Annotated in this window: 16 protein-coding genes; 8 read left to right on the plus strand and 8 right to left on the minus strand. The window is 63.2% G+C overall.

The window, feature by feature from the left end; all coding sequences use genetic code 11:
* Window positions 1-64 precede the first annotated feature (64 nt).
* Entirely contained in the window at window positions 65-1,102 is a 1,038-nt protein-coding gene (locus tag F3J24_RS22505; protein ID WP_167010862.1) for a hypothetical protein, read from the minus strand.
* Window positions 1,103-1,326: 224 nt separating this feature from the next.
* Between F3J24_RS22505 and serA the strand changes: the two genes are divergently transcribed.
* The 3 genes from serA (at window position 1,327) to F3J24_RS22520 (ending at window position 5,522) form a co-directional block, all read left to right on the plus strand.
* Complete coding sequence (gene serA / locus F3J24_RS22510) at window positions 1,327-2,556, plus strand: phosphoglycerate dehydrogenase (RefSeq protein WP_167011148.1); 1,230 nt, start codon at window positions 1,327-1,329, stop codon at window positions 2,554-2,556.
* A gap of 162 nt (window positions 2,557-2,718) precedes the next feature.
* On the plus strand, window positions 2,719-4,719 hold the full coding sequence (locus tag F3J24_RS22515) for an OPT family oligopeptide transporter (RefSeq protein WP_167010863.1): 2,001 nt from the start codon (window positions 2,719-2,721) through the stop codon (window positions 4,717-4,719).
* Window positions 4,716-5,522, plus strand: coding sequence for a hypothetical protein (locus F3J24_RS22520; protein ID WP_167010865.1), 807 nt, complete (start codon window positions 4,716-4,718; stop codon window positions 5,520-5,522). Before F3J24_RS22515 ends, F3J24_RS22520 begins: the two co-directional genes overlap by 4 nt.
* Window positions 5,523-5,572: 50 nt before the next feature.
* On the opposite strand, the gene F3J24_RS22525 is transcribed toward F3J24_RS22520, so the two are convergent.
* From F3J24_RS22525 to gatC, 4 genes are all read right to left on the minus strand, one after another.
* The gene (locus tag F3J24_RS22525; RefSeq protein WP_167010866.1) at window positions 5,573-6,385 is read right to left on the minus strand and encodes an alpha/beta hydrolase; all 813 of its coding nucleotides are present in this window, start codon (window positions 6,383-6,385) and stop codon (window positions 5,573-5,575) included.
* Window positions 6,386-7,403: 1,018 nt separating this feature from the next.
* Complete coding sequence (gene gatB / locus F3J24_RS22530; protein WP_167010868.1) at window positions 7,404-8,861, minus strand: Asp-tRNA(Asn)/Glu-tRNA(Gln) amidotransferase subunit GatB; 1,458 nt, start codon at window positions 8,859-8,861, stop codon at window positions 7,404-7,406.
* 114 nt (window positions 8,862-8,975) lie between these two features.
* The gene (gatA, locus tag F3J24_RS22535; protein ID WP_167010869.1) at window positions 8,976-10,487 is read right to left on the minus strand and encodes an Asp-tRNA(Asn)/Glu-tRNA(Gln) amidotransferase subunit GatA; all 1,512 of its coding nucleotides are present in this window, start codon (window positions 10,485-10,487) and stop codon (window positions 8,976-8,978) included.
* Between the two features lie 21 nt (window positions 10,488-10,508).
* A complete protein-coding gene (gatC, locus tag F3J24_RS22540; protein WP_003070403.1) occupies window positions 10,509-10,808 on the minus strand; it encodes an Asp-tRNA(Asn)/Glu-tRNA(Gln) amidotransferase subunit GatC in 300 nt (99 codons plus the stop codon).
* A gap of 212 nt (window positions 10,809-11,020) precedes the next feature.
* Between gatC and F3J24_RS22545 the strand changes: the two genes are divergently transcribed.
* The 4 genes from F3J24_RS22545 (at window position 11,021) to mrdA (ending at window position 15,882) form a co-directional block, all read left to right on the plus strand.
* Complete coding sequence (locus F3J24_RS22545; RefSeq protein ID WP_003059473.1) at window positions 11,021-12,064, plus strand: rod shape-determining protein; 1,044 nt, start codon at window positions 11,021-11,023, stop codon at window positions 12,062-12,064.
* A 165-nt stretch (window positions 12,065-12,229) separates the two neighbouring features.
* Entirely contained in the window at window positions 12,230-13,255 is a 1,026-nt protein-coding gene (gene mreC / locus F3J24_RS22550; protein WP_167010871.1) for a rod shape-determining protein MreC, read from the plus strand.
* Window positions 13,252-13,770: a rod shape-determining protein MreD gene (gene mreD, locus F3J24_RS22555; RefSeq protein WP_167010872.1), complete on the plus strand. Its 519-nt coding sequence runs from the start codon at window positions 13,252-13,254 to the stop codon at window positions 13,768-13,770. Before mreC ends, mreD begins: the two co-directional genes overlap by 4 nt.
* Window positions 13,771-13,929: 159 nt before the next feature.
* The gene (gene mrdA, locus F3J24_RS22560; RefSeq protein ID WP_167010874.1) at window positions 13,930-15,882 is read left to right on the plus strand and encodes a penicillin-binding protein 2; all 1,953 of its coding nucleotides are present in this window, start codon (window positions 13,930-13,932) and stop codon (window positions 15,880-15,882) included.
* Window positions 15,883-15,918: 36 nt separating this feature from the next.
* On the opposite strand, the gene F3J24_RS22565 is transcribed toward mrdA, so the two are convergent.
* The 3 genes from F3J24_RS22565 to F3J24_RS22575 all read right to left on the minus strand — a co-directional run bounded on the left by F3J24_RS22565 (window position 15,919) and on the right by F3J24_RS22575 (window position 19,130).
* Window positions 15,919-16,677, minus strand: a complete 759-nt coding sequence (locus F3J24_RS22565) for a TSUP family transporter (protein WP_043007422.1) — start codon at window positions 16,675-16,677, stop codon at window positions 15,919-15,921.
* A 574-nt stretch (window positions 16,678-17,251) separates the two neighbouring features.
* Entirely contained in the window at window positions 17,252-18,919 is a 1,668-nt protein-coding gene (locus F3J24_RS22570) for a GMC family oxidoreductase (RefSeq protein WP_167010875.1), read from the minus strand.
* Window positions 18,920-18,926: 7 nt separating this feature from the next.
* The gene (locus tag F3J24_RS22575) at window positions 18,927-19,130 is read right to left on the minus strand and encodes a hypothetical protein (protein WP_167010877.1); all 204 of its coding nucleotides are present in this window, start codon (window positions 19,128-19,130) and stop codon (window positions 18,927-18,929) included.
* Window positions 19,131-19,232: 102 nt separating this feature from the next.
* Here F3J24_RS22575 and F3J24_RS22580 point away from each other — a divergent pair, with 102 nt between their 5' ends.
* Entirely contained in the window at window positions 19,233-20,360 is a 1,128-nt protein-coding gene (locus F3J24_RS22580) for an ABC transporter permease (RefSeq protein ID WP_167010879.1), read from the plus strand.
* The last annotated feature ends 54 nt before the right edge of the window (window positions 20,361-20,414 follow it).

Raw genomic sequence — 20,414 nt, forward strand, 5'->3', positions numbered from 1 at the left:
TGCGGAGCAGAGGCGGGCCCGAAACGATAGCGCAAGCTTCGGCTCCTGTGCGGGAGCCGGGAGATCAGGACTTTTGATCCGGTTGCGTGCCGATGCCGCGCAGATGGCGTTCCATGCGGAACATCACCAGCGCCATCATCACCATCACCAGGCAGGAAATCAGCAGCGTGGCAAACGCCGTGTCCATGCCCAGAAACTCCCACTTTTCCTCATCGGGGTTGTCGCCGCGCAGCTTGGCGGCCGTGCGGTCGAAGGACAGCGTGTAATTGGTCAGCAAGGTGTTGACGATCTGCGGGGCGGACTGCTGCTGCAGCTTCTTGGCCAGGCTCTCGTTGCCCAGCACCTTCTCCAGCGCTGCGGGCAGTCCCTTGAGATAGGCCGCATAAGAGCCTTCGCCATGCTCCATCTCGGCCGCCTGGGCACGGTCGTTGATCTCGGAGGCCAGGTTCACCGCGTCCATCAGCATTGCGTCTTCACCCGATGCCTCGGCGGCGGCCGCCATCGCTGCATCGGCTGCTGCATCTGCGGCGGCGCGGGCCATGCGGTCCTCGCGGGTCAGCGAGATGCGGCGAGCCGTCCAGGCCGCGTCGACTTCGGCAGCGGCTGCGTCGGCGGCATCCTTGTCGCAGCAGGAGTTCTCACGCGCTTCGCGCATCTTGATCTGGCGGTTGACATCGTCGGCTGAGGGCAGGGCATCGCCCTTGAGCAGGGGGTGGATAGGATCCAGGCCCTGGCTGTTGTTTTCGGCTTCCACGCGCTTGCGCGCTGCCGTGTCCCTGTAGATGAAACCGCGCAGCAGGCCGTCTGCTTTGCGGAAGTCGGGACGCAGTGCCGGGTCGGCCAGGCGCTTTTCCATGGGCACGGCATTGCCGAGGCCGCTCAGGTCGCGGCCGGTTTCCTCTTCCATGTACTTGAGATCGTAGGGTGCATCCTTCCAGTTCAGCGCCGTCGCGCCGGCCGTGACGCCTTCGGTCTTCTTGGGCTTGTAGTGGTCCCAGATCCAGTGGCCCATGCCAAACAGCACAAAGATGGAGAAAGCCAGCAAGACAAGACGCAGAACCTGAATCAGCAAATCTTCTGCGCGGCGCAAGAGGGTCAGCATAGGCAGCAAATCCTTGGAAAAAGCTTGAGTGGTCTGCACTTTCAACTATGAAATTGGAAGCGCATCAATGATCGCGATTGTAGGAAACGAATCGGAAAGTCGTAATTTGTTACAGCCAGCGCGGCGGTCGCATCCCGGCTTGCGGGCCCGGGGCGATGCACCCAGATGCTGTAACGGAATTACGAAACCGCTGTAATGGAGTTTTGATGGATCGAGGCTGGATCATGGGTAAGACATCGCTGGATAAATCGAAGATCAAGTTTTTGCTGCTTGAGGGCATACATCCCTCCGCGCTCAAGGTGCTGCATGACGCGGGCTACACCAATGTTGAGGCGCTGACCGGCGCACTGGACGGCGAGGAGCTCAAGCGCAAGATCGCTGACGTGCACTTTGTCGGCATCCGCTCGCGCACCCAGCTCACGGCCGATGTGTTCACTGCCGCGCAGAAGCTGGTCGCCGTGGGCTGCTTTTGCATCGGCACCAACCAGGTCGACCTCAATGCGGCGCGCGAGCGCGGTGTGGTGGTCTTCAACGCGCCTTACTCCAACACCCGTTCGGTGGCCGAGCTGGTGCTGGGCGAAGCCATCCTGCTGCTGCGCGGCATCCCCGAAAAGAATGCCGTCTCCCATCGCGGCGGCTGGAAGAAGAGCGCAGAGAACTCCTTCGAGATTCGCGGCAAGACGCTGGGCATCGTCGGTTATGGCTCCATCGGCACCCAGCTGTCGGTGCTGGCCGAAGGCCTGGGCATGAAGGTCATCTTTCACGACGTGGTGACCAAGCTGCCGCTGGGCAATGCCCAGCAGAGCAGCGGTCTCAACGAGCTGCTGGCCCAGTCCGATATCGTCACTCTGCATGTGCCCGAGCTGGCCTCCACGAACGGCATGATGGGCGCGGCCCAGATTGCCGCGATGAAGCCCGGCAGCATTCTGATCAATGCCTCGCGCGGCACCGTGGTCGATATCGAGGCCCTGGCCGAGTCGCTCAAGAGCGGCAAGCTGCTGGGCGCCGCCATCGACGTCTTCCCTAAGGAACCCAAGAGCAACAAGGACGAATTCCTGTCGCCGCTGCGCGGCATGGACAACGTCATTCTCACTCCGCACATCGGCGGCTCCACCATGGAAGCCCAGGCCAATATCGGTCTGGAAGTGGCGGAAAAGCTGGTCAAGTACAGTGACAACGGCACGACCACCTCGGCCGTCAACTTCCCCGAAGTGGCGCTGCCCGAGCATCCGGGCAACAACCGCATCCTGCATGTGCACGAGAACCGCCCCGGCATACTCTCGGCCATCAACCAGGTGTTTGCCGACAACGGCATCAATATCGCGGGCCAGTACCTGCGCACCGATGAGAAGGTCGGCTATGTGGTGATCGATATCGACGCCAAGTCCTCGGCTCTGGCGCTGGAGAAGCTCGCGCAGATTGCGGGCACCATCCGCTGCCGCGTGCTGTTCTGAGGCCTGGGCCGCTGAACGACAAGGGAGACTTCGGTCTCCTTTTTTCATGGCTTGGTCATCGGCGCTGCCAGTCTGGAGCCGGGGGCATGCTGTGCTGGAGAACATGGCGTTTTGCGCTGCTGATGCTAGGCTTGTGCCGTCACAGACCCTCCCGCTTGCACAATGACTACACCATCCAAGAGAGAGTTCACCTTCCGTGGCGTGCTGCTGGGCGCGCTCATCACCTTGGCGTTCACAGCCGCCAACGTCTATCTGGGGCTCAAGGTTGGGTTGACCTTTGCCTCGGCGATTCCCGCCGCCGTGATCTCCATGGCCTTGCTCTATCGCTTCAAGGATTCCAACATTCTTGAAAACAATCTGGTACAGACCCAGGCTTCGGCGGCCGGTACCTTGTCCTCGGTCATCTTTGTGCTGCCGGCCCTGCTCATGCTGGGGCTGTGGACGGGTTTCCCGTTCTGGCAGACGGCATTGATCTGCGCGGCTGGCGGTACGCTGGGCGTGCTCTACACCGTGCCCCTGCGTCGCGTGCTGGTGGTGCAGTCCGAGCTGCCCTATCCCGAAGGCGTGGCCGCCGCCGAGGTGCTGCGCGTGGGCGACGAGCAGCGCCATCTCCACGATCCGGAGAACCAAGGCAAGCCACGCAGTTCGGGCTTGCACGAGCTGGGCTGGGGCACGGGGCTGGCCGCGCTGTTCGGCTTTCTCAGCGGCGGTCTGCGTCTGCTTGGCGATGCCTTCAATTTCTGGATTCCCGCAGGCAGCGTGGCCTTTCGCGTGGCGGCGGGCTTCTCGCCCGCCTTGTTGGCCGCTGGCTATCTGATGGGCGCGGCTGCGGGCATTGCGGTGCTTGTGGGGCTTGCGTTGTGCTGGGGTGTGGTCGTGCCCTGGCTGACGGCCCAGGCTTCTCCTGCGGCCGGCCAGGCGCTCTCCGAGCTGTCCACCCAGCTCTGGGGCAGCAAAGCCCGCTTTCTGGGGGCGGGCGTCATCGGCATCTCGGCGCTGTGGACCGTGGCCACGCTGGCCAAGCCCATTGTCCAGGCGATTCGCAACCAGCCTGCGCGCAGCGTTGCCGAGGGGGCTGGTGGAGATGAAACCGACAAGGACATGCCGCGCAGCTGGATGTTGATGATAGGAGCCGCCGCCCTGGGCGTGCTGTTCCTGGTGGTCAATGACTTCATCGCCGGGCATATGCCTGATCTGGCCGCTGGCGCGCGCTACGGACTGGCGGCCCTGTGCGTGCTGTTCGCGGCCCTGTTCGGCTTTCTGGTGGCGGCAGCCTGCGGCTATATGGCCGGTCTGGTCGGCTCCTCGGCCAGCCCTATCTCGGGCATCGGCATCATCGCCACCCTGCTTATGGGCGTGGCCCTGCTGGCGCTGCATGCCCTGGTGCCTGCCTATGCCAGTGCCGTCTCAGGACAGATGGGCATTGCGCTGGTGCTGTTCATGGTCTCGGCGGTTCTGGCCATGGCCGCCATATCCAACGACAACCTGCAGGATCTCAAGACCGGCTACCTGGTGGGCGCCACGCCCTGGCGCCAGCAGATCGTGCTCGTCATCGGCTGTCTGGTGGGGGCGCTGGTCATACCGCCCGTGCTGGATCTGCTCTACAACGCCTACGGCTTTGCAGGCAGTCTGCCGCGTGCAGGCATGGACCCGAACCAGGCCCTGGCCGCGCCGCAGGCCACGCTGATGATGCAGATTGCCAGCGGCATCTTCAAGGGCTCGCTGGACTGGAGCATGCTGGGTCTGGGCGTGGCCGTGGGCATTGCCGTCATCCTGATCGATCTGGCCCTGCGCAAGAGCGGCAAGGGTGCGCTGCCGCCGCTGGCAGTGGGGCTGGGCATCTATCTGCCGCCCACCATAGGCCTGACGCTGACCATAGGCGCGGTGCTGGGCTGGTGCATTGCCAGAGCCATCAAGGCCTATGCGCAGCGCGGCGGCAAGGACTGGACGGCGGCGGCCGAGGAGCGCGGCCTGCTGCTGGCCTCGGGCCTCATCGTGGGCGAGAGCCTGATGGGCCTGCTGATTGCGGCACTGATAGGCTTCAGCGGCAAGGATGCGCCGCTGGCCCTGGTGGGCGAAGGCTTTGCGCCCGCCATGTGGCTGGGCCTGGCCTATTTCGTGGGCCTGTGTGTGTTCTTTTATCGCCGGGTGCTGAGCAAATGAAGACAGGAAGATTTGACGGGGAGCAGGCCGAATACCGCCGGGGCAATTTCGGCTTCGCGCATGAGTGGCTGCAGGAGTTCAGGACGCTGGACGAGGTGCTGCAGCGGCTGGACGCGCTGCGCTCCGCCGACCCTGGGCACCGCTACCTCTGCACGCTGGATGATGTGAGCCAGTGCAGCTACACCAGCGGCCATGCGAGCCAGGATGAGCGTCTGTATCTGGATGACCCCGAGGACATGAACTGGGAGGACTCGGCGCAGGAGCAAGCCCTGACGCTGGCTTCGCTGCAGCACCGCGTGGCGCAGCTGCAGCGGCCCGAGCTGGTGCAGGACTGGGCGCAGGTCTGCGGTACGCTGCTGCTGGCGGCCGAGGATGTAGATGCCGTGCTGCTGGCCAACCGCAGTCCCGAGGTGCTGCTCGATGACGTGGTCTATGTCCAGCGTCTGCCCGTGCCCAGCGACGAACTGATGATTGCGGGCCAGCCCAATGGCTATTTCAGCGCGGACTGGGACAGTTTCCAGAACCACGCCGTCATCCGCCATCTGGCGGGCCAATATGGCTATCGCTTCTTCGGCATGGGCGCCGCATGGATGGGCTTTGTGCGTGCCAGCCTGCCCGATGCGGCGCTGGTCGAGCGGCTGATTCGGGACTTGCGCATGCTCTACGGCCAGGGGCAGGACGAGGTAAGGGAACACGCAGGCTGGGCACAGCTGGCGTCGGTGCTGCTATCGCGGCACACGCTGATGCTCGGATATGCCGAGAGCCTGACCGAAGGCCTGGGCCTGGAGCTGCCTGCGGGATAAAGGCGCAGCGCCACGCTGGCAGCGCTTGCCGCATCTGTGCCGGAGGTCTTTCAAGCCTTTTTCTGCTGGCCGTCCACAAACTGCTCTATGGCCGTCCAGAAGCCGTTGGCGCGGAAGATGGTCGAATGGTTCGCCTGGGCAAACGCCAGCACCTGCACCGCCTTGTCCCTGAGGCTGTGCAGCAAGGCATCAGTGCGCTCGGGCAACACCACCTGATCGCGTCCCGCGCGCAGCACCAGGATCGGCCCGTGGTAATTGCGCAGATGCGCGGCAGAGTCGAAGGGGTCGCGCAGCAGCAGCTCCACGGGTAGCCAGCCATACATGCCGCGCACCGTATTCAGAATGCTGTCGAAAGGGGTGACCAGCACCAGCCGGTCCGGCTGGCGCAGATCGGCCACGGCAGCCGCCACGCCCGTGCCCAGGCTGCGGCCGATCACGGTGATGGGCAACTGGGGGTGCAGGCGCCTGACCTCGTCGAACAGGGCGGCTGCATCGAGCTCCATCAGCTCCTGCGTGGGCTCGCCCTCGCTGGCGCCATAGCCGCGATAGGCCAGCATATAGATATCGCTATGTGGCAGGCTGCGCGCCAGCTGCTGGCGCCGGTGGGCAATGTTCTCGGCATTGCCGCCAAAGTAAATCACCGCATTGCGCGCCTTGCCATCAGCCGGGTGCAGCTGCCAGCCCCGCAGCAGCACATCGGCGCGCTGCAGCGAGAAGTCGGTGCTCTCGGCCGCCACCTGTGTGCTGCCGCCCGGGAAGATCATCTGGCGCTGCTGCGCAAACATATAGCTGCAGATACAGATATAGACCGCCAGGCACAGGGCCAGCAGCCAGAGCAGGGGCTTGAGCAGCTTGGAGAACATGGAGCGCAAAAGTATGGGGTTTGCGCCGGATTGTGCGCAGATTTGTGTGGGTTTGGTGTGCGCTTTACCTCGGCTTTATGTAAGCGGCGGTTTGAAGAATTGATAGCGGGTGGTGCGAGTGATGTCTACGTTTGGGGCTTGTTTGGCTCGTGGTGATGCTTTAGCTGTTTGCCTGATGTGGCGAGGCATGATTGCATGCCTGCTTTGCTTGCAGAGGGCGGGTCTCGGCCCGCCTGCCGACCGACTTTCTGCTGCCGGTGTGCCGGACCACCAGAAAGTAGGCAAAGAGCCGGCCCCTGCTACCCCCGTCCCTCCGGCTTCGCCTGCGGGTAACCTGCGCCGTCAAGCGCTTGGGGCGATGCGGCAAAACTCACTTCGCGTCTTCGACGCTGCGTTCAAACAGGTTGCCGCAAATTTGATGACGATGCAGTCGCACTCTGCGGTGCAACTGCCAGCCCCAAGAACTTGTCGTCACAGGCGTGGGCACAAGGGGCGATACCGGATGCGGGATAGCTTCGTTATCAAATTGATAGCTGGTTGCACAATTCAAATAAGCGCTGTAAGCCAATTTCGTCACAAATCTCGCAGGCCTCCCGCTCTCGTATCTACCCGTGTGTCTGCGCCTGCGGCACGTGGTTCGGGCTGCGGGCATTGGCACCGAAGAGTGCCAATGCTTTGTGCTCTGACTTGCCGCCGTTTGTTTGAGTGGAGCGGCAAAGCCGCGCAGCGAGTTGGGCGGCACCGCAGACTGGATTGCGTGACGCAGGTTTGCCCGGAGTGAAGTGAAACGTAGCGTAGGGACGCGGACAGTCGGGTCTGTGTTCTTTGTTCACTTTCTTGCACAAGCAAGAAAGTGAGTCGCCGGCCGGGGCGAGACCCGGCCTCTGTCGCTGGCAACCAAGCGATGCTGTGTTGATAGAAGCTTACTTCGTCACAGTTCTTGCTGGCAACAAGCAAAAGGCCGCAGGCATGTACTGCCTGCGGCCTTGTTGGTGGGGCGGGTGCCTGAGCGAAAAGCTTAGGCCAGCTTGGCCTTGAGCAGCTCGTTGACCTGGCCGGGGTTGGCCTTGCCCTTTGAAGCCTTCATGACCTGACCGACCAGGGCGTTGAAGGCCTTGTCCTTGCCGGCGCGGTATTGCTCGACGTTGGCGGGATTGGCGGCGATCACCTCGTCGATGATGGCTTCCAGCGCGCCGGTGTCGTTGGACTGCTTGAGGTCCTTGGCGTCGATCACGGCATCCACATCACTACCTTCGTCGGTCCACAGGGCTTCAAACACCTGCTTGGCCGAGTTGTTGCTGACGACATTGCCGTGGATGCGGGCGATCAGGGTGCCCAGTTGTTCGGCGCTGACCTTGACCTGGTCCATGCCGATCTCTTCCATGTTCAGGCGGCGCGAGATCTCGCCCATGATCCAGTTGGAGGCCAGCTTGGGCTGGCCGCAGGCCTTGGCGGCGGCTTCAAAGTAGGCGGCCATGGCCTGGCTTTGCGTCAGCGTGGTGGCGTCGTACTCGGGCAGGCTGTATTGCTCGACAAAGCGGGCAGCCATGGCGCGGGGCAGCTCGGGCATCTCGGCCTTGACCTGCTCCACCCATTCGGGCGCCACGACCAGCGGCGGCAGGTCGGGGTCGGGGAAGTAGCGGTAGTCGGCCGCGTCTTCCTTGGTGCGCATGGCGCGGGTCTCGCCCGTGTCGGGGTTGAACAGCACGGTGGCCTGCTGGATCTTGTGGCCGTCCTCGATCTGCTCGATCTGCCAGAGGATTTCGTAATCGATGGCGATCTGCATATTCCTGAACGAGTTCAGGTTCTTGATCTCGCGGCGGGTGCCCAGCGGCTGGCCGGGCTTGCGCACGGACACGTTGGCGTCGCAGCGGAACGAGCCTTCCTGCATGTTGCCGTCGCAGATGCCGATCCAGGTGACGATCTTGTGCAGCTCCTTGGCATAGGCCACGGCTTCGGCGGTGCTGCGGATATCGGGCTCGGTCACGATTTCCAGCAGCGGCGTGCCGGCGCGGTTCAGGTCGATGCCGGATTGGCCGATGAACTCGTCGTGCACGGACTTGCCGGCGTCTTCCTCAAGGTGGGCGCGCACCAGGCGCACGGTCTTGAGGACGTTGTTCTTGCCTTCTTCCAGATAGAAGCTGACTTCACCGCCTTGCACCACGGGGATCTCGAACTGGGAGATCTGGTAGCCCTTGGGCAAGTCGGGGTAGAAGTAGTTCTTGCGCGCGAAGATGGAACGCGGCGCAATCGTCGAGCCCAGCGACAGGCCGAGCTTGATTGCGCATTCCACGGCCTTTTTGTTCATCACCGGCAGTGTGCCGGGCAGTGCCAGGTCCACGGCGCTGGCCTGGGTGTTGGGCTCGGCGCCGAAGGCGGTGCTGGCACGGCTGAAGATCTTGCTGTGGGTCGCCAGCTGGGTGTGGGTTTCGAAGCCGATGACGACTTCGTAGCCATTGATCAGTTTCACAGTCATTGCTCTGTGTGTCCTAACTGCTAAAAGAGAAGCGGCTTGCGCATGTTCTGATTGGATTTCAGGATGTTTTTGTTCTGAAAGTCAGTCAGTTCAAGCGCAAGAAGCTATTAATTTTTAAATGCCAACAGGGCTCTTCAGGTGGAAGTCTGTCGCTTGCTGGAAGCGGTGGGCCGCATTCAACAGCTTGGCTTCGCTGAAGTAGTTGCCGATCAGCTGCAGGCCCACGGGCATGCCGCCGTCGCCAAAGCCTGCGGGCAGGCTGAGGCCGGGCAGGCCGGCCAGCGATGCGGGCAGGGTGAAGATGTCGGCCAGATAGTTGCTCACGGGATCGGCCTTGCCGCCAATGGCCCAGGCTGTGGTGGGCGCAGCAGCACCGGCGATGACGTCGCAGTCCTTGAAGGCGGCCTGGAAGTCGTCGGCAATCATGCGGCGGATCTTCTGCGCCTGCAGGTAGTAGGCGTCGTAATAGCCTTCGGACAGCACATAGGCGCCGATCATGATGCGGCGCTTGACCTCGTCGCCAAAGCCTTCGGCACGGCTCTTCTTATACATCTGAGTGAGAGCACTTTCGTTGCTCGCTGGGTCGACAAAGTCCTTGGCACGGTGGCCGAACTTCACGCCGTCAAAGCGCGACAGGTTGGACGAAGCCTCGGCCGGAGCCAGGATGTAGTACACGGGCACGGACAGCTCGGTGCGCGGCAGGCTCACGGGCACCAGCTTGGCGCCCAGCTTTTCGTACTCCTTGAGCGCGGCGTCCACGGCTGTGCGGACATCGTCGGACAGGCCTTCGCCAAAGAACTCGGCGGGCACGCCGATGCGCAGGCCTTCGATCGAGTCACCCAGGCGGGCAGTGAAGTCCTCGGCCGGGTAGTCCAGGCTGGTGGAGTCGCGGTCCAGATCGGGGCCGCACATCTCGGACAGCAGCAGCGCGCAATCTTCGGCGCTGCGGCCCATGGGGCCGGCCTGGTCCAGGCTGGAGGCAAAGGCGATCATGCCGTAGCGGCTGGCGCGGCCGTAGGTGGGCTTGATGCCGGTGATGCCGCAGAACGATGCGGGCTGGCGGATCGAGCCGCCGGTGTCGGTGCCGGTCACGGCCGGGGCCAGACGCGCGGCCACGGCAGCGGCCGAGCCGCCGGACGAGCCGCCGGGCACGCGCTCGGTGTTCCAGGGGTTGCGCACGGGCTGGGCGCTGTCGAAGCCCACGGGGGCCACGGCCGAGTTCTCGTTGGCGCCGCCCATGGCGAACTCGTCGCAGTTGAGCTTGCCCAGCGTGACCACGCCGGCATCGGCCAGCTTCTTCACCACGGTGGCGTCAAACGGTGACTTGTAGCCTTCCAGCATCTTGCTGGCGGCGGTGGTGGGGAAGTCCTTGGTGACGAAGATGTCCTTGTGCGCAATGGGCACGCCGACCAGCTTGCCGCCCTTGCCTTCGGCAATCAGGGCGTCGGCCGCCTTGGCCTGGGCCAGGGTGGCGTCTTCATTGATGGCGACAAAAGCGCCCAGGTTCTGGTGCTGCTTGGCGCGGGCCAGGAAATGCTGGGCGGCTTCGGTGGCGGAGACCTGCTTGGCGCGCAGTTGCGCGGCCAGCTCGGCCACGCTCAATTGGTGGAGTTCGGTTTGGCTCATGTTCTTGTGTGTCCCGCGCGTTTATTCGATGACCTTGGGCACGAGGAAGTAACCCTTCTCGGCTGCAGGGGCGTTCTGCATGTTGGCGTCGCGGTTATTGCCCTCACTTACCAAATCGTCACGTAGCCGTAAGGCAACGTCCTGAATGGCTGCCACCGGATGTGACAGAGGGCTGACGCCCGAAGTATCCACAGCCTGCATTTTTTCGACGATGCCGAAAAAGTTGTTTAGTTGCGCGAGCATGCGCTTACTTTCGTCTTGCGACAGCTCAAGGCGGGCCAAGTTGGCGATGCGCGCAATGTCTTGATCGTTCAATGCCATAGAAATTATTTAACAGGGCCGCCGCGTGTAAAGCAGTGTTTCTAACCCTGACAGTAGAAGTTATTCACAGGGGATACGGTATTATCTCGGCTTTGCCGCAATACCTCCGTTCGGCTGGTCATTGTGCAAAAAATGCCCACTACCCAGACTCCATTACCTTACATCCCGGCGACGGCTAGCCGATGCGCAAGCCGTGCCTGAGAGGACCCTGAATGTTCGGAGCTTTCCGTCGGTACTTCTCCACCGACCTTGCCATTGACCTTGGCACAGCTAACACCCTGATTTTCGCCCGAGACAAGGGCATTGTTCTGGACGAACCTTCGGTGGTTGCGATCCGTCACGAAGGCGGCCCCCACGGCAAGAAGGTGATCCAGGCTGTCGGCCGCGAAGCCAAGGCCATGCTGGGCAAGGTGCCCGGCAATATCGAAGCCATCCGTCCGATGAAGGACGGCGTGATCGCCGACTTCGTGATCACCGAGCAGATGATCAAGCAGTTCATCAAGATGGTGCATCCGCGATCGGTGCTGACGCCCAGCCCCCGCATCATCATCTGCGTGCCCTGCGGCTCCACCCAGGTCGAGCGCCGCGCCATCAAGGACGCCGCCGAAGCTGCGGGCGCCACGGCCGTGTACCTGATCGAAGAACCCATGGCAGCCGGTATCGGCGCGGGCTTGCCCGTGTCCGAAGCCTCTGGCTCCATGGTGGTTGACATCGGCGGCGGCACGACCGAAGTGGGCGTGATCTCGCTGGGCGGCATGGTCTACAAGGGCTCGGTGCGCGTCGGTGGCGACAAGTTCGACGAGTCCATCATCAGCTATATCCGCCGCAACTACGGCATGCTGATCGGCGAGCCCACGGCAGAACTGATCAAGAAGCAGATCGGCTCGGCTTTCCCCGGCTCCGAAGTCAAGGAACTGGAAGTCAAGGGTCGCAACCTGTCCGAAGGCGTGCCGCGCAGCTTCACCATCTCTTCCAACGAAGTGCTGGAAGCGCTGACCGATCCCCTGAACCAGATCGTTTCCGCCGTGAAGAACGCGCTGGAGCAGACGCCTCCCGAGCTGGGTGCCGACATTGCCGAACGCGGCATGATGCTGACTGGCGGCGGCGCGCTGCTGCGCGACCTGGACCGTCTGCTGGCCGAAGAAACCGGTCTGCCCGTGCTGGTGGCCGAAGAACCGCTGACCTGCGTGGTGCGCGGCTGCGGCATGGCGCTGGAAACCATGGATCGCCAGGGCAGCATCTTCACCAGCGATTAATCGCTGTGCAATGTGGTGTTTTGCGGCACGCGGCATAGTGCGCGTACCGCAGCCACTTCCATGAACAGGGCCTGAGTCCGTGATACGCCTGCATACCGCGCTCTCTTTTTGCATTCCTTCTGAATGGGAAGGCCGTGCGCATACGGCCATGCCCAGGGAGCGCACATGAGCCTGGACACTCTGGACCACCGCGCTCCATCGCTGTTCAAGCAACAGGCCTCGCGCACTTCCCAGCTTGCCCTCTACAGCGCCTTGGCGCTGTTTTTGATGGTAGCCGACGCGCGTTTCAAGATCACCACACCCGTGCGCTCCGCCTTGTCGGCGGCGCTGTCGCCCGTGCAATGGGTGGTGGCCCAGCCGGTGCTGGCCTATCAGAATGCCAGCCGCTATGCCGAAGTGCAGCAGCAGGCCGTGGCCCGCGAGGACGCCGCGCGCAAGGAGCTGGTCGTCATGGCTCAGCGTGCCGAACTGGCCGACGAGCTGATCAAGGAAAACGAACATCTGCGCTCCATGCTGGAGTTGCGCGAGCGCTCGTTGACGCCGGGCCAGGTGGCCGAGGTGGTCTATGACAGCCCCGACCCCTATACGCGCCGCGTGGTGATCGACAAGGGGCAGGCCGACGGGGTCGAGCCGGGCTCTCCCGTACTGGATGAAAAAGGCGTGATCGGCCAGGTCACGCGTGTCTACCCGACGCGCGCCGAGGTCACACTGCTCATCGATCGCGATCAGGCCATTCCCGTTTTCAACCCGCGTACCGGTGCGCGCAGTGTGGCCTATGGCGACGCGTCTTCGACACGTGCCGGCGGCCTGGAGCTGCGCTTCATGCCCAGTAATGCCGACGTGCAGGTGGGCGATCTGCTGACCACCAGCGGTATTGACGGACTGTACCCCTTGGGCCTGCCCGTGGCCACGGTGGTGACGGTGGACCGTCGTGCCGACTCCGCCTTCACCCGCATCTATTGCGAGCCTGTGGGCCGCGTGCAGGGAGTGCGCCATGTGATGGTGCTCAAGCCTCAGGGGCGCACCGAGCATCCCGAGGCTGCCAATATGCAGGCCAAGGCCGATGCCGAGAAGGCCGACCGCGCAGCCAAGGCGCGCGGCAAGAAGGAAGCCGCCGCTGCCGAAAAGGAGAAGGCCGCCGCTGAGAAGGCGGGTGCCAAGGCCGCGAAGCCCGCAAAGGATCCCGCATGATCATGCCGCGCGGCCAGCAGCTGTTGCTGCCGGTCAACCCTCTGTTCATCGTCGTCACCCTGGTGATCGGACTGGCCATCAATATGCTGCCGCTGGGCCGCATCGTCTGGCTGCCGGATATGCTCATGTTGTTGCTGGCCTTCTGGAGTCTGAATCAGCCGCAGCGCGTGGGACTGGGCATTGCCTTTGCGCTGGGTCTGGTCATGGATGTGGACCGGGCCTCGCTGCTGGGCCAGCATGCGCTGGCCTACACCTTGCTGGTCTTCGTGACGGGCTGGATGAGTCGTCGCCTGCTCTGGTTCTCGAGCCCGGTGCAGGCTCTGCACCTGCTGCCGGTGTTTGCTGTCGCGCACGGCATCCAGGTGCTGCTGCGCATTGCGACGGGCGGCATCTTTCCCGGTCTGGAGTTTCTGATCGCTCCGGTGATCGAGACCTTGCTGTGGCCGGTGGTCAGCGTGCTGCTGCTGGCGCCGCAGCGCCGCGCGCCCGACAGCGATGAAAACCGCCCTCTGTGAGATGCAGTCCCTCCTGAGTCGCTTTGCGCCTTCCTTCCTCTCGCTTCGCGGGGGAGGACCACAGCCTCGCTGCGGGACGGACCTTGCTCGCTGTCCTTGGGGTGAGGCACGCCGGTGGCGCAGCTCATGCGGGGCGGCTTTGTCTGCGGGTGTCGTTGCATGATGGAGATTCGTAACACCGAAGTCGAGCTGCAGCGCTTTCGCATGCGCGCAGTCGTCATGGCCTGCGTGGTGTTCCTGGCGTTCTGTCTGCTGGTCTGGCGCCTGCTGGTGCTGCAGGTGGAGCGCCATGAGGAGTTTGCCGAACGTGCCGAGAGCAACCGCACGGCGGTGGTGCCCATTGTGCCCAATCGCGGCCAGATCCTGGACCGCAACGGCGTGGTGCTGGCCACCAATTACTCGGCCTACACGCTGGAGATCACGCGCTCCAAGGTCGAGGATCTGGACGAGACCATCGACGGGCTGTCCGAGGTCATGGAGATCACGCCGCGCGACCGGCGCAAGTTCAAGCGGCTCATGGATGACTCCAAGAGCTTCGAGTCCATTCCGATCCGCTCGCGCCTGACGGACGAGGAAGTCGCCAAGTTCGCGGCCCAGCGCTATCGCTTTCCGGGTGTAGACATCAAGGCGCGGCTGTTTCGCACCTACCCGCTCAAGGAAACTGGCAGCCATTTGATCGGATACATCGGTCGTATCAATCAGAGGGAAAAGGAAGAGATCGACGACTCCGACGATGCCGCCAACTACCGGGGCACCGAGGTCATGGGCAAGCTGGGTGCCGAGAAGAGCTATGAGCTGCAGCTGCACGGCCAGACCGGCTGGGAGGAAATGGAAACCTCGGCCGGAGGCCATGCCGTGCGTCGTCTGGGCAGTCGTCCCGCCACGCCGGGCCACAGCCTGCAGCTGTCGGTGGACATCAAGCTGCAGAAGATGGTGGAAGATCTCTACGGCAATCGCCGCGGCGTGGCCATCGCCATGGACCCGCGCAATGGCGAGGTGTTGGCCATGGTCAGCAAGCCGACCTACGATCCGAACTTGTTTGTCGACGGTATCGACCAGGAGAGCTGGAAGGCGCTCAACGAATCGCTGGATCGCCCCTTGCTCAACCGCTCCATGCGCGGCACCTATCCCGTGGGCTCGACCTACAAGCCCTTCATGGGCCTGGCGGGCATTGAGACCGGCAAGCGCACGCCGGGCACGGTGATTCAGGACGGCGGCTCCTGGACTTTTGGCGGTCACACCTTCCGCTCCGGCCACGCGCTGGGGCCGGTGGATCTGGCGCGCGCCATCCAGCATTCCAGCAATGTCTATTTCTACACGCTGGCCAACGAGATGGGCGTGGATGCGATTCACGACTTCATGAAGCCGCTGGGCTTTGGCCAGATCACCGGCATCGACCTGCCCGGCGAGGTGCGCGGCGTGCTGCCCAGCAAGGAGTGGAAGCGCAAGACCTACAAGCGCGCCGCGCAGCAGCAATGGTTTGCGGGCGAGACGATTTCCCTGGGCATCGGCCAGGGCTACAACAACTTCACTATCCTCCAGCTCTCGCACGCGCTGGCCACGCTGGTCAACAACGGCATGAGCTTCACGCCCCATGTGGGCAAGGAGCTGATCGACTCGGTCACCGGCACGCGCACGTCCATTGTGCAGCCGGCGCCCGTCAACCTGGGCTTCAAGCAGAGCAATGTCGACGCCGTCAAGCGAGGCATGGTGAGCGTGGTGACCGGCGGCACGGGACGGGGCGTATTCGGCAGTGCCAGCTATCTGTCGGGCGGCAAGACCGGCACGGCCCAGGCCGTGAGCGTGGGCCAGAAGGAGAAATACAACGCCGCGCGTCTGGCCGAGTACCAGCGCGACCATTCGCTCTATATCGCCTACGGTCCCGCTGAAGCGCCCAAGATTGCCGTGGCCGTGATTGTGGAGAACGCCGGCTTCGGTGCGGCGGCTGCCGCGCCTATCGCGCGCCGCATCCTGGACTACTGGCTGGTTGGCAACTACCCCAGCGAGGCCGATATCGCTGCCGTGCGCCAGGGTAAGGCGGGTGCACCGATTGGCACGCCGCGCCGTGTTGAAGATATCTCGGTGCTGTCCGACGACGAAACAGCACCCTGATAAATTGATAGCTGCTAACGATTGCTGTGTAAGGGTTTAACGCAGAAAAGCGTCATAACCTGTTTTCAGAATCAGCAGGCTGACCACGCCGATAAAAATCGTGCGCACAAAGCCCGTGCCGTGGCGCAAGGCCATCCAGGTGCCCAGCATGCTGCCCAGCACATTGGCCACGGCCAGCGGGATGGCAAAGTGCCACCAGACATGACCCTTGAGCGTGAACAGCAGCAGTGCCGCAGCGTTGGAGGCCAGATTCAGCAGCTTGGCGTTGGCCGAAGCGTTGAGGAAGTCATAGCCCAGCAGGCGCACGAACAGGAACACGAAAAAGCTGCCCGTGCCCGGGCCGAAGAAGCCGTCGTAGAAACCGATCAGCAGGCCGATGGCGCAGGCGGTCAGCATCTCGGTGCGGCCCGCCAGACGCGGTTCGTGGTCGCGGCCCAGCTCTTTTTTGGCCAGGGTGTAGCCCAGCACGCCCAGCAGGATGAAGGGCAGCAGCTTGCGCAGAAAATCGGGAGAGATCAGCGTGACGGCCCAGGCGCCGAGAAAAGCGCCCACCAGCGTCGTGCCGATGGCGGGCAGCAGCGTGGCCCAGGTGATGTGCACGCGCTTGCTGAACTGCCAGGCGGAAATGGCCGTGCCCCAGACTGCGGCACTTTTGTTGGTGCCAAACAGCGTGGCGGGCGTGGTGGTGGGGAAGGCCGCAAACATGGCGGGAACCAGAATCAGTCCGCCGCCTCCCACGATGGCGTCAACAAACCCGGCCAGGGCCGAGGCGAGGGAAACAAGAATCCATTCCATGGAGCAAATGCCTGCAATTGGTGCATGCCGTGAGCAGCGCGCGTTGCCGCTGGGGCGGCGCTGCAGAAGGCGGGATGAAGAAGCCAGGAGAGAGCGGGCGTGAATGCCCGAAGATGGCGCCGGCATTGTCGCACCGCCGCCTCAAGCTTGTGCGCAGGCATAAAAAAAGCGCCCACTGAGGGGCGCTTTTGAACGCATCTTTGATGCTTTTATGTGTATTGGTCTGGTTGTGTCGAGTTGTCTCCTCGGCCCTCCATGCTGCTTCATGGAGCAGCGAGAGTGACGAGAATGTAAGGGCTGCACCTGTGTGGTGCATTGGGGAATTCCCTTGGGTTATATCAAAAACGTCTGACAAATGAATCAGAAAGTTTTGTGACATCCTTATAAGTTTTGAGATTTTTCAAAAACAATAGCGTCATATGCTTATAAGTAAAAGATCTCAGCAGACTTCGGTGCTTGCAGCAGGGAGCCAGACGGAAATTCCCCGCGCGGACGGACTTTGGGCCGCCGCGACTGCTTTCAGGCCCGGACAGGCTTTTCGTAGTGAATCGCTAGGTTTCTGAGCGGCCGCTTATCAGGCTGCAGTGCGAATCCACTCCGCAGCCTTCTCGGCCATCATCAGCGTCGGGCTGTTGGTGTTGCCGCTGGTGATGGAGGGCATGGCGCCAGCATCGACCACGCGCAGGCCCTGCACGCCGCGCACCCTGAAGCGGCTGTCCAGCACCGCCATCGGGTCGTCGGTACGTCCCATCTTGGTCGTGCCCACGGGATGGAAGATGGTGGTGGCGATATCGCCGGCCAGGCGTGCTAGGTCCTCGTCGCTCTGGTATTGCAGCCCGGGCTTGAACTCCTCGGGCTGGAAGGGCGCAAGCGCGGGCTGGCTGACGATACGGCGCGTGACGCGCAGACTGTCGGCCGCGACCTGCCGGTCTTTGGCCGTGGAGAGGTAGTTGGGCGCGATGGCAGGAGCCTGGCGGAAGTCGGCGCCCTGCAGCTGCACCGTGCCGCGGCTGCTGGGGTTGAGATTGCAGACGCTGGCGGTGAAGGCGGCGAAGTCATGCAGCGGCTCGCCGAAGGCGTCCAGCGACAGGGGCTGCACGTGATATTCGAGATTGGGGTGGGCCTGCGCCGGGTCGCTGCGCGTGAAGGCGCCCAGCTGCGAGGGAGCCATGCTCATGGGGCCGCTGCGCCGCAGCGCGTATTCGAGGGCGATGGCCGCCTTGCCCCAGAGACTGCCGGCCATGGTGTTGAGCGTCTTGGCGTTGTGCACCTTGTAGACCGAACGAATTTGCAGGTGGTCCTGCAGATTGGCGCCCACGCCGGGCAGGTTGCGGCGCACGGCCACGCCATGGCGCTGCAGCAGCTCGCCGGGGCCTATGCCCGAAAGCTGCAGGATATGCGGTGAGTTCACCGCGCCCGCGCAAAGCAGCACTTCGCATCCGGCCTGCACGGTCACCATCTCATCGCCGGTCCAGACTTCGGCGCCGGTGCAGCGCTGGCTACCGTCCGGCAGATCTTCCAGAATCAGCCGCCGCACCTGGGCGCGGGTCCACATCTCGAAGTTGGGGCGGCCATAGCAGGTAGGGCGCAGAAAGGCCTTGGCCGTATTCCAGCGCAGGCCTGATTTCTGGTTGACCTCGAAGTAGCCCACGCCTTCGTTGCAGCCGCGGTTGAAATCGTCGGTAGCCGGGATGCCGGCCTGCTGCGCAGCCTGGGCGAAGGCATCGAGTATGTCCCAGCGCAAGCGCTGCTTCTCCACCCGCCATTCGCCGCTGCCGCCCGTGCTCCTGTTGCCGTGCAGGCGTTTGAACTCCTCGCTGGCGCTGCCTCCGGCGTCGAGACGCCAGTGGTCCTCGTGCTGCCTGAAGGCCGGCAGCACCTGTTCCCAGCGCCAGGTATCGTCGCCGGTCAGCTCGGCCCATTGCTCGTAGTCGCGAGCCTGGCCGCGCATATAGATCATGCCGTTGATGCTTGAGCAGCCGCCCAGGGTCTTGCCGCGCGGATAGCGCAGGCTGCGGCCGTTGAGGCCGGGATCGGGTTCGGTCTGATAGAGCCAGTCGGTGCGTGGGTTGCCTATGCAATAGAGATAGCCGACGGGGATGTGGATCCAGTGGTAATCATCCTTGCCGCCGGCTTCGATCAGCAGAACCCGGTGATTCTGGTTGCGGGTGAGACGGTTGCACAGCAGCGAACCTGCTGTGCCGCCGCCGATGACGATGTAGTCGAACTGGGTGTCACTCATGGGCAGATCAAAAGGCCGGGTACGGCTTGGCGCTCAGGCCAAACCTTGAGGCAGTCATGGGCAAAAAGGCCAATTCATTAGGTGCGATGACCTTGCCGGTGTCGATAGGGAAAGCGCTCGAATACTCCTGTTTTGGAAGCTGCCGACGTAATGCAGGTTTCGTCTCCCGCGGTTTTTTGATAAAAATTGCAACGCTATCATTGCGTGGCATGCGGCAGTGACCTACGTTCTGCGTTTGGCATGCTCCTCGCTTGGCGCGTTATGCTGGCTTCTGCGGCTAGCCCGTCTCCCTCATGTCCTAGGAAGCTTTTCTTTGCCCAGCTCAGACCAACTACCTCAATGCCCGCTGCAGTCCCGCGATGGTCAGCAATGGGCCGTGCCTGTGGGCCGCTGGAGTGCTGCCGAGCTGGGCGATCGCCATATCTGGCGTCGGCTGGCGCCACAGATCAGGGCGGTTCCCAAGGGCGTGGCCTGGGATTTGCAGCAAATGGTCTGGTTGGACCATATCGGCGCGCAGCTGTTGTGGGAGCAATGGGGCAGGGCCTGGCCGGCCCGGCTGCTGACGACCAAGAATCAGCGTTCCATGCTGGAGCGAGTGGCCAGATTCAGCGAAGTGCCCGAGCCCAAGCCCGAGCCCTCGGGGTGGATGTGCGAGATCAATCGGTTGGGCCAGATGGTGATCGACGCCTGCGGGCACTTTGCCACTCTGATCCGGCTGGTGGGGCAGTTGCTGCTGGATTGCCTGCGATTGCTGCGCAATCCCTTGCGTGGGCCCTGGCGCGATATTTCGGGCCATCTCTATGCGACCGGCGCGACGGCTTTGCCGATCACGGCCCTGGTGGGCTTTCTGATCGGCGTGGTGCTGGCCTATCTGATGGCGTTGCAGCTGCGCCAGTTCGGGGCCGAATCCTTTATCGTCAATATTCTGGGCATTTCGCTGATCCGCGAGCTGGGGCCGCTGCTGGCGGCCATTCTGGTGGCAGGGCGTAGCGGCTCGGCCATCACGGCACAGATCGGCGTGATGCGCGTGACCGAAGAGCTCGATGCCATGCAGGTCATGGGCATCTCCCAGGGCTATCGGCTGGTGCTGCCGCGTGCGCTGGCGCTGGCTGTGTCCATGCCGCTGGTGGCACTGTGGACCATTTTGGCGGCACTGGCCGGCGGCATGGTCGCGGCCGACCTGACCATGGACATCACGCCGTCCTATTTCATGCAAAGCCTGCCCGCGGCCGTGAAGATCGGCAATCTGGTACTGGCCATGGGCAAGTCCGTGGTGTTCGGCGTGCTGATTGCCTTGATCGGCTGCCACTGGGGTCTTCAGGTGGAGCCCAATACACAGAGCCTGGGTCGCGGCACCACGGCGGCGGTGGTGTCTTCCATCACCATGGTCATCATCGTGGATGCCATCTTTGCCATCCTCTTCAGAAACGTGGGCTTTTAGGATGAACTACCCCCTGTGCGGCTTCGCCGCTTCCCCTCAAGGGGACGACACCTT

Origin of the sequence: Comamonas sp. Tr-654 (assembly GCF_011752915.1) — a bacterium.
Taxonomy (GTDB): Bacteria; Pseudomonadota; Gammaproteobacteria; order Burkholderiales; family Burkholderiaceae_C; genus Comamonas.